Here is an 8,808-nt window from a genome sequence, read left to right as displayed (position 1 = left end):
CCCCCCCCCGCCGTGCCGCCCCGCCCGCCCGTGCCGCCGGTGCCACCGGCCCGCTGACCCGACGGACCGGACCACCCGTCCGCCGACCCGCCCACCGACCCGCCCGCACCGCCGGGGCCCGCGCCCCCTCGGCGCGGGCCCCGGTGCGCAGTCCACGGCGGGCCGCCCGAGCGACCCGCACCGAACCACAGGCACCGGGCCCCGAACCACCCGCCCGGGCCGCAAGCACCGAGCGACCACCCGCGCCCCGTCCCACCGGCGCGGCCACCACCCGCGCACCATCCGACGATCCGACGGGAGCCACCGGCCCATGGCAACACTGGCGAAGCCGAACCTGCCCAGGTTCGATGTGGAGATCTTCCAGAACGAGTACCTCGCGGACGGCGCCCGCGAGGTGAACGCCATCGTCACCGTCACCGCGACCGGCGGCGGCACCTCGGGCGGCCGCCCGCTCGGCATCACCGACGCCTCGGCGGGCGGCGACGGGCAGTCCGCCGCCGTGGTGATCCTGGTGGACTGCTCCGGCTCGATGGACTACCCGTCGAGCAAGATGCGCGGCGCCCGCGAGGCCACCGCCGCCGCCGTCGACACCGTCCGCGACGGCGTGGCGTTCGCCGTGGTCGCCGGCACCCACGAGGCGCGCGAGATCTTCCCCGGCGACGGCACCCTCGCCATCGCCTCGCCGGAGACCCGGGCCCGGGCCCGGGAGTCGCTGCGCCGGCTCACCGCGGCCGGCGGCACCGCCATGGGCAGCTGGCTGACCAAGGCCGACCAGCTCTTCCTCACCCGCCGGGACATCCCGATCCGGCACGCCATCCTGCTCACCGACGGCAACAACGAGCACGAGACCGCCGCCGAGCTGGAGCGCGCGATCGGGCGGGTCAGCGGCCACTTCACCGCCGACTGCCGGGGCGTCGGCACCGACTGGAAGGTCGAGGAGCTGCGCAAGATCGCCTCCGCGCTGCTCGGCACCGTCGACATCGTCCCCGAACCCTCCGGCCTGGCCGAGGACTTCCGCTCGATGATGGCCGGCGCGATGGGCAAGCAGGTCGCCGATGTCGCCCTGCGGATCTGGACGCCCGCCAACGCGGTGGTGAAGTTCGTCAAACAGGTCGCCCCCGCGCTGGAGGACCTCACCGGCCGCCGGGCCGAGGCCGGACCGAGGGCCGGCGACTACCCGACCGGCTCGTGGGGCGACGAGAGCCGCGACTACCACGTCTGTGTGGAGGTCCCGTCCGCGGCCGTCGGCAACGAGATGCTGGCCGCCCGGATCAGCCTGGTCCTGCCGCCCTCGGCCGCCGGGGGGACGCCCGAGGTGCTGTCCCAGGGTCTGGTCAAGGCGGTCTGGACCGACGACCTCGCCTCCTCCACCCGGATCAGCCCGCAGGTCGCCCACTACACCGGGCAGGCGGAACTGGCCGCGGCGGTCCAGGAAGGCATGGAGGCGCACCGCGCCGGGAACGTCCATCTCGCCACCGCCAGGCTGGGCACCGCCGTCCGGATCGCCCACGCGACCGGGAACGACGGCACCTACAAGCTGCTGCAGAAGGTGGTGGACGTGGTGGACCCGAAGGAGGGTACCGTTCGGTTCCGTAAGAACGTGAGCGAGGCCGACTCGATGATCGTCGAGACCCGGTCGACCAAGACCGTCCGCGTGAAGAAGTGACCGCCGAAGCGCCGACCGGGTCGCGAACCGGCCGGGCCCAGCCCCGGCCGAGCTGGAATTGAGGGGGGACCTGATGCCGATCTGCCCGAGGGGCCACGAGTCGCAGGCCGAGGACTGGTGCGACTTCTGCGGATTCCCGATGACACCGCCGCAGCCGCTGCCGCCGCCGCCCGGCGCGCACCCCGGTGCCCCGGGGGCGCACGGGGCGCACGGCGCGCCGTACGGTGCCACGCTCCCCCCGGGCGCGATGCCCCCGCCGCCGCCCGGCGCGATGCCGGCGCCTGGTTCGATGCCGCCGCCCCCGCCGCCGGCCCCGCAGGGCTTCCCCGACCTCACCGAGGGCCTGGTGATCTGCCCGATCTGCCGCAGCCCGCAGACCGGGCGGTTCTGCGAGGAGTGCGGGTACGACTACGACCTGTCCTCCCCGCAGCGTGCCCAGCAGCCGCCGTTCCCGGCCCCGGGACCGCCGCCCGCGCCCGCCCCGCTGAACATCCCGGCGGCGTACGGCGGTGCCCCGGCCGCGCCGCAGCTCGCCGAGGCCCCGCCGCTGCCGCTGCCGCAGCAGCACGGCGCGCCCGCCGGCTACGGCTACCCGCCGCCCGCCCACGGGCAGCAGGGCGCGGCGCCCGGCCCGGTCGAGGCGCCGCCGTACGGTCCGCCGGCCGTCGAGGCGCCGTACGGACCTCCCGCCGAGGCGCCGTTCGGCCCGCCGGCCGAGGCTCCGTACGGGCTGCCGCCCGCGCACCCGGAGCCGCAGCGGCCGCCGGTCCCGCGCGAGGACTCCGGCCCGGTCTACGCCCAGCCCGGACCGGCCCGGCGCGGCGACGAGTTCGGCACCTCGTTCCACCTGGCCCCGCCGGTGCCCCCGCAGGCCGAGCAGCCGCCGGCCCCGGCCGCCGAGCCGGTGCGGACCACCTGGTTCGCGGTGATCGCGGCCGACCGCCAGTACTTCACCGACATGATGGCCCGCAGCGGTCCGGAGGCGGCCGGGCTGTTCTTCCCGCCGTACTGCCCCGAGCGGCGGATCCCGCTGACCGGGCGCGGCCAGCTGCGGATCGGCCGGCGCAGCCAGCACCGCGGCACCGTGCCGGAGATCGACCTCTCGGTCGCGCCGGAGGACCCGGGCGCCTCGCACCAGCACGCCCTGCTGGCCGAACAGCCGGACGGCACCTGGGTGCTGGTCGACCAGGACTCCACCAACGGCACCACGGTGAACGGCGGCGCGGAGCCGATCTCCCCGCACACCGCGATCCCGCTGGGCGACGGCGACCGCGTCCACATCGGCGCCTGGACCACGATCACCCTGCACCGCGCCTGAGCGGGTGCGGACGGCGGCGGGCCGGTGCGGTCCCGGGTCTCCCGGGCCGCACCGGCCGTCCCAGGGGTCACAGCTCAGTGACACCTTGTAAAAATGATCATCAAATGATGCTTCGACATCTCCCCGCAGTGCTCACGCAGCCCTACCCTCAGTCGATATGACTGCTGCAATATCCGCCGACGGTATCCGTCAGCGGTACGGGGACGTACAAGCCGTCGACGGAGTGTCACTCACCGTCGAAACCGGCGAATTCTACGGAATCCTGGGCCCGAACGGCGCCGGGAAGACCACCACACTGGAGATCCTGGAGGGGATCCGCAAGCCCGACGAGGGCCGGATCGAGCTGCTGGGCCTGGCGCCCTGGCCGCGCAACCCCAAGCTCCTGTCGCGCATCGGCGTCCAGTTCCAGGGCTCCGCCTTCTTCAACCGGCTCACCGCCCGGGAGACCATCCGCACCTTCGGCTCCTTCTACGGCGTCGGCCCCAAGCGCGCGGACGCGATGCTGGAGCGGGTCGGCCTGACCGAGTCGGCCGGGGTGATGACCGACAAGATGTCCGGCGGCCAGGCCCAGCGGCTCTCGATCGCCTGCGCCCTGGTCCACGGACCGGAGCTGGTCTTCCTCGACGAGCCCACCACCGGCCTCGACCCGCAGGCCCGCCGCAACCTCTGGGACCTGCTGCGCGACATCAACGCCGAGGGCCGCACCGTCGTCCTGACCACCCACTACCTGGACGAGGCCGAGGTGCTCTGCGACCGCGTCTCGGTGATGGACCACGGCCGGATCCTGCGGACCGGCGCACCCGCCGCACTCATCCGCGAGATCGACGACACCGTCCGGATCAGCGTGGAGTCCGGGCAACTGCCCATCGACACCGCGCGTGAGCTGCTCGCCGCCGCCGGGGCGGAGATCACCTCGCTGGAGGACGACGGCGTCTCGCTCTCGCTCTCCACCCGGCTGCCCGCGCCGGTGCTCTCCGTGCTGGCCGACCGGGGCGCCCTCCGGGGCCTGGAGGTCCGCGGCGCCACCCTGGAGGACGTCTTCCTCCAGCTCACCGGACGGGAGTACCGCGCATGACCGCCGAGCCCACCACGGCCGCGCCCGCGCAGGCCCCCGCCCCGGGCGGCACTCCCCCGGCCGAGCGCGAGCGGGTCTCCGCCTTCGCCAGCCTCTCCCGGGTGATGATCGTCGCCTTCCTGCGCGACCGCAGCGCGCTGTTCTTCGTGCTGCTGTTCCCGCTGATGTTCCTGATGCTGTTCGGCACCCTGCTCAAGGGCGCCTCCAGCCCGCACGCCAAGGTCGAACAGGTCGGCGCCGTCCGGGTGCTGGACTCGGTCCAGGGTGAGGCCCGGACCGGCCTGGAGCAGGTCCTGACCATCACCAAGGGCGACGACGAGGCCGCCGCACTGGAGAAGGTCCGCAAGGGCGACCTCGATGCCATGATCAAGGAGGGCCCGGACGGCAAGGTCGTGGTCCGCTACAGCGCCGCCGACCAGGTCCGCTCCGGCTCCGTCCAGGGCATCGTCAACTCCGTGGTCCAGCAGGCCAACCAGGCCGCCACCGGCAAGCCCCCGGCCTTCGTCATGGAGAGCAGCCAGGTCGAGGACGGGTCGCTCAAGCCGATCCAGTTCCTCACCCCCGGCCTGCTCGGCTGGGCGGTGGCCACCGGCGCGGTGTTCGGCGCCTCGCTGACCCTGGTCGGCTGGCGGCAGAAGAAGGTGCTGCGCCGGCTGCGGCTCGCCCCGGTGAGCGCCGGTTCGGTCATCTCCTCCCGGGTCGCGGTCTCCGTCCTCACCGCGCTGGCCCAGACGACCGTCTTCCTGGTGGTCGCGACCACACCGTTCTTCGGGCTCAAGCTCACCGGCGACTGGTGGCTGATCGTCCCGCTGGTGGTCTGCGCGACCATCGCCTTCATGTCGATCGGCCTGCTGGCCGGTTCGATCGCCAAGACCGAGGAGTCGGCGAACGGCATCTCGCAGATCATCGTGCTGCCGATGTCGTTCCTGTCCGGCTCGTTCTTCCCCACCGACGACATGCCGGGCTGGCTCAAGGTGATCTCCGAGGCGCTGCCGCTGCGCCACCTGGTCACCGCCTCGCAGTCGGTGCTCTCCCGGGGCGGCGGCGTGATGGACGCGCTGCCGACCATGGGCGGCCTGCTGCTGTTCGCGGCCGTGCTGACCGGAATCTCCTGGAAGCTGTTCCGCTGGGAGGACTGACCGCCCGCCCCTCCCCCGGCCGGCCCGCGCGGGGTCGTACGCCTCGGGTCCTGGTCCCCAGGTCCCGGTGTACGGCCCCGCCGCCGTCTGCGACCATGGTCGGGTGAACGAGATCCGGCGTGGCGCGCCCAGCGAGGAGACCTTCTTCGAGCAGGTCGGTGGCGAACCGACCTTCCGGCGGCTGGTCCACCGGTTCTACCAGGGCGTCGCGGAGGACGAGTTGCTCCGGCCGATGTACCCCGAGGAGGACCTCGGGCCGGCCGAGGAGCGGTTCACGCTCTTCCTCATGCAGTACTGGGGCGGCCCGCGCACGTACAGCGAGCAGCGCGGCCACCCCCGGCTGCGGATGCGGCACGTGCCGTTCAAGGTGGACCGCGCGGCGCACGACGCCTGGCTGAAGCACATGCGGGTGGCCGTGGACGAGCTGGGCCTGCCGGCGGAGGCCGAGCAGCAGCTCTGGGACTACCTCACCTACGCCGCCGCCTCGATGATCAACACCGAGGGCTGAGGGGGGCCTTGGCCCCGCGTCCGCCTGCGGCGACTACGGCAGGGATCCAGGAGCCAGCCCCTAGGAGGGGCGGACCGGGCTGAGGCCCAGGCCGGCGCCGGGCGCCGCCGCAGTGCGGAGGGCCACCGAGCCCGCCGGGGCGGAGAGCCGCAGCCAGCCGCCCGCCCGGTGCACGGTGAGCGGGGCCACCGGGTCCAGGAAGCCGATCACCCGGGCCGCGTGGGCGGCGCGCAGCGGCAGTTCGGGCAGTGCGGTGAGCGGGCGGGACCAGATCTCGTCGGCCAGCGCGTCGAGCACCGGACGGGTCCGGTGGTGGGCCGGGACGGCTTCGCTGCGCTCGCGGAACTCCCGTACGGCGGCCATCACTTCGCCGTACACCTGGGCGGCGGGCGGTTCGCCGACCGGCCGCCAGCCGGTGCGCGGCGGCAGCAGCCCGGCCCAGGCCGGGCCGGTGACCGGTCCCGGCAGGGCGAGGGTGTTCGCCCCGGTGTCGACGCCGTCCAGCAGCTGCCCGGCCGAGACGGTCAGGTCGACCGGTGCGTCGAGCCCGGCCAGCCGGGCGGTGCGCACCGCCAGCACGCCCGAACCACCCAGCGGCAGCCGCCCGAAGACGGCCAGCACACCGCTGCCGTCCGGTTGCGGCACGCCCTGCGACCGGACCGCCGCCGCCCGGTCGAAGCGCAGCAGTCGGACCAGGAAGGCGGCCAGGTCGGCGGCCTCCCCGGCGTCGGCGAGGGCGAGGGTGGCGGTGCTGTTCAACGCGGCGGCTCACATCCGGGGCATCGGGCGGGCGGAACGGTCGGTCGGAGGGTGCGGGCGGCTGTTGGTCGGCCGGGTGCGGGCGGCTGTTGGTCGGCCGGGTGCGGTCAGACCGCGACGGCCGGCTCCTCGTCCACGAACCGCGACAGGAACTCCCGCTCCACCGGGCTTATCCGGCGCGGCCGGCCCTCGGCCAGGTCGTAGGGGACGACCACGGTCGAGGCCCGGACGTAGACCGTCTCGGTGCCGTCGTCGGCGGTGTCCTTGATCTCGTAGGAGACCGTCAGAGAGGCGACGCCGATCCGGGTCACCCAGGTCTCGATCGTGACCGGCTCGGGCCGGTGCACCAGCGGGCGCTTGTAGTCGATCTCGTGGCGCGCCACCACCGAACCGCCCGCGAACTCGCCGGCGCCGGCCTCGGCGGCCTGGGTGAACATGAAGTCGATCCGGGCCTCCTCCAGGTAGCGCAGGAAGACCACGTTGTTGACGTGCCCGAAGGCGTCCATGTCGGACCAGCGCAGCGGGCAGGCGTAGATGTGGCGTGACACGGGTGTTCTCCTCGACGTCCGGTGCCCGCCGGCGTTGGGTGCCGGTCGGGCCGCGGCCCGGCAGGCCCGCCCCCGGTGGGGCGGATCTGCCGGGCCGTCGTCATGGCTGACTGTCAGCCGCGGGTCAGCTTCTTGTAGGTGGCCCGGTGCGGACGGGCCGCGTCGGAGCCCAGCCGCTCGACCTTGTTCTTCTCGTACGAGTCGAAGTTGCCCTCGAACCAGAACCACTTGCTCTCGCCCTCGTAGGCGAGGATGTGGGTGGCCACTCGGTCCAGGAACCAGCGGTCGTGGGAGATGACCACGGCGCAGCCGGGGAACTCCAGCAGCGCGTTCTCCAACGAGGAGAGGGTCTCGACGTCGAGGTCGTTGGTGGGCTCGTCGAGGAGCAGCAGGTTGCCGCCCTGCTTCAGGGTGAGCGCCAGGTTCAGGCGGTTGCGCTCACCGCCGGAGAGCACGCCGGCCGGCTTCTGCTGGTCCGGGCCCTTGAAGCCGAACGCCGAGACGTAGGCGCGGGACGGCATCTCGACCTGGCCGACGTTGATCCAGTCCAGACCGTCGGACACGACCTCCCAGAGGGTCTTCTTCGCGTCGATGTTGGCACGCGACTGGTCGACGTAGCTGATCTTGACCGTGTCGCCGACCTTGACCGAGCCGCTGTCCGGGGTCTCCAGGTCCAGGAGCATCTTGAACAGGGTGGTCTTGCCGGCGCCGTTCGGGCCGATGATGCCGACGATGCCGTTGCGCGGCAGGGTGAAGCTGAGGTCGTCGATCAGGACCTTCTCGCCGAAGGCCTTGTTGAGGTTCTCGACCTCGATGACGACGCTGCCCAGACGCGGGCCCGGCGGGATCTGGATCTCCTCGAAGTCCAGCTTCCGCATCTTGTCGGCCTCGGCCGCCATCTCCTCGTAGCGGGCCAGACGCGCTTTGGACTTGGCCTGGCGGCCCTTGGCGTTGGAGCGGACCCACTCCAGCTCTTCCTTGAGCCGCTTGGCGCGCTTGGCGTCCTTCTGGCCCTCGACCTTGAGCCGGGACTGCTTGGTCTCCAGGTACGTGGAGTAGTTGCCCTCGTACGGGTAGGCGCGGCCGCGGTCGAGCTCGAGGATCCACTCGGCGACGTTGTCCAGGAAGTACCGGTCGTGGGTGACGGCGACGACGGTGCCCTTGTACTTCTCCAGGTGCTGCTCCAGCCAGTTCACCGACTCGGCGTCCAGGTGGTTGGTGGGCTCGTCGAGCAGCAGCAGGTCGGGGGCCTCCAGCAGCAGCTTGCAGAGCGCGACCCGGCGCTTCTCGCCACCGGAGAGCTTGGTGACCGGCCAGTCGCCGGGCGGGCAGCCCAGGGCGTCCATGGCCTGCTCCAGCTGGGCGTCCAGGTCCCAGGCCTCGGCGTGGTCGAGGTCCTCCTGGAGCTTGCCCATCTCGTCCAGCAGGGCGTCCGAGTAGTCGGTCGCCATCAGCTCGGCGATCTCGTTGAAGCGGTTGAGCTTCCCCTTGATCTCCTTGACGCCGTCCTCGACGTTCTCCAGGACGGTCTTGGACTCGTCGAGCGGCGGCTCCTGGAGCAGCATGCCGACGGTGAAACCGGGCGAGAGGAAGGCGTCGCCGTTGGAGGGGTGCTCCAGGCCGGCCATCATCTTCAGCACGGTGGACTTACCGGCACCGTTGGGGCCCACGACGCCGATCTTCGCCCCGGGGAGGAAGCTGAGCGTCACGTCGTCAAGGATGACCTTGTCGCCGTGCGCCTTGCGCACCTTGCGCATCGTGTAGATGTATTCCGCCACGTGAGATCGCTCCGGCG

The 8,808-nt window shown here is 72.8% G+C and carries 8 protein-coding genes; 5 read left to right on the top strand and 3 right to left on the bottom strand.

All coding sequences use genetic code 11. The features are described from left to right. Positions 1-310 precede the first annotated feature (310 nt). The 5 genes from ADK60_RS01490 (at position 311) to ADK60_RS01470 (ending at position 5,706) form a co-directional block, all read left to right on the top strand. On the top strand, positions 311-1,666 hold the full coding sequence (locus ADK60_RS01490) for a VWA domain-containing protein (RefSeq protein ID WP_053642523.1): 1,356 nt from the start codon (positions 311-313) through the stop codon (positions 1,664-1,666). Between the two features lie 73 nt (positions 1,667-1,739). After that, positions 1,740-2,984 carry an FHA domain-containing protein gene (locus tag ADK60_RS47385; protein WP_053642521.1) on the top strand — a complete coding sequence of 415 codons (1,245 nt, stop codon included), beginning with the start codon at positions 1,740-1,742 and terminating at the stop codon, positions 2,982-2,984. Between the two features lie 157 nt (positions 2,985-3,141). After that, positions 3,142-4,059: an ABC transporter ATP-binding protein gene (locus ADK60_RS01480; RefSeq protein ID WP_045939251.1), complete on the top strand. Its 918-nt coding sequence runs from the start codon at positions 3,142-3,144 to the stop codon at positions 4,057-4,059. Further along, entirely contained in the window at positions 4,056-5,198 is a 1,143-nt protein-coding gene (locus ADK60_RS01475; RefSeq protein ID WP_078896370.1) for an ABC transporter permease, read from the top strand. The genes ADK60_RS01480 and ADK60_RS01475 overlap by 4 nt, the downstream gene beginning before the upstream one ends. Before the next feature lie 103 nt (positions 5,199-5,301). Further along, positions 5,302-5,706 carry a globin gene (locus tag ADK60_RS01470; RefSeq protein WP_045939271.1) on the top strand — a complete coding sequence of 135 codons (405 nt, stop codon included), beginning with the start codon at positions 5,302-5,304 and terminating at the stop codon, positions 5,704-5,706. A gap of 60 nt (positions 5,707-5,766) precedes the next feature. On the opposite strand, the gene ADK60_RS01465 is transcribed toward ADK60_RS01470, so the two are convergent. The 3 genes from ADK60_RS01465 to ettA all read right to left on the bottom strand — a co-directional run bounded on the left by ADK60_RS01465 (position 5,767) and on the right by ettA (position 8,791). Further along, a complete protein-coding gene (locus ADK60_RS01465) occupies positions 5,767-6,465 on the bottom strand; it encodes a DUF8010 domain-containing protein (protein WP_053642519.1) in 699 nt (232 codons plus the stop codon). Positions 6,466-6,572: 107 nt separating this feature from the next. Then, positions 6,573-7,013 (bottom strand): acyl-CoA thioesterase, encoded by a 441-nt coding sequence (locus tag ADK60_RS01460; RefSeq protein WP_045939253.1) that lies wholly within the window; start codon positions 7,011-7,013, stop codon positions 6,573-6,575. A 113-nt stretch (positions 7,014-7,126) separates the two neighbouring features. Beyond that, entirely contained in the window at positions 7,127-8,791 is a 1,665-nt protein-coding gene (gene ettA, locus ADK60_RS01455; RefSeq protein WP_078896371.1) for an energy-dependent translational throttle protein EttA, read from the bottom strand. Positions 8,792-8,808 lie beyond the last annotated feature (17 nt).

It is taken from the genome of Streptomyces sp. XY431, from assembly GCF_001279805.1.
Taxonomy (GTDB): Bacteria; Actinomycetota; Actinomycetes; order Streptomycetales; family Streptomycetaceae; genus Kitasatospora; species Kitasatospora purpeofusca.
The sequence above is the reverse complement of the archived record's forward strand: the minus strand, read 5'-3'. Positions and strand labels throughout refer to the sequence as shown.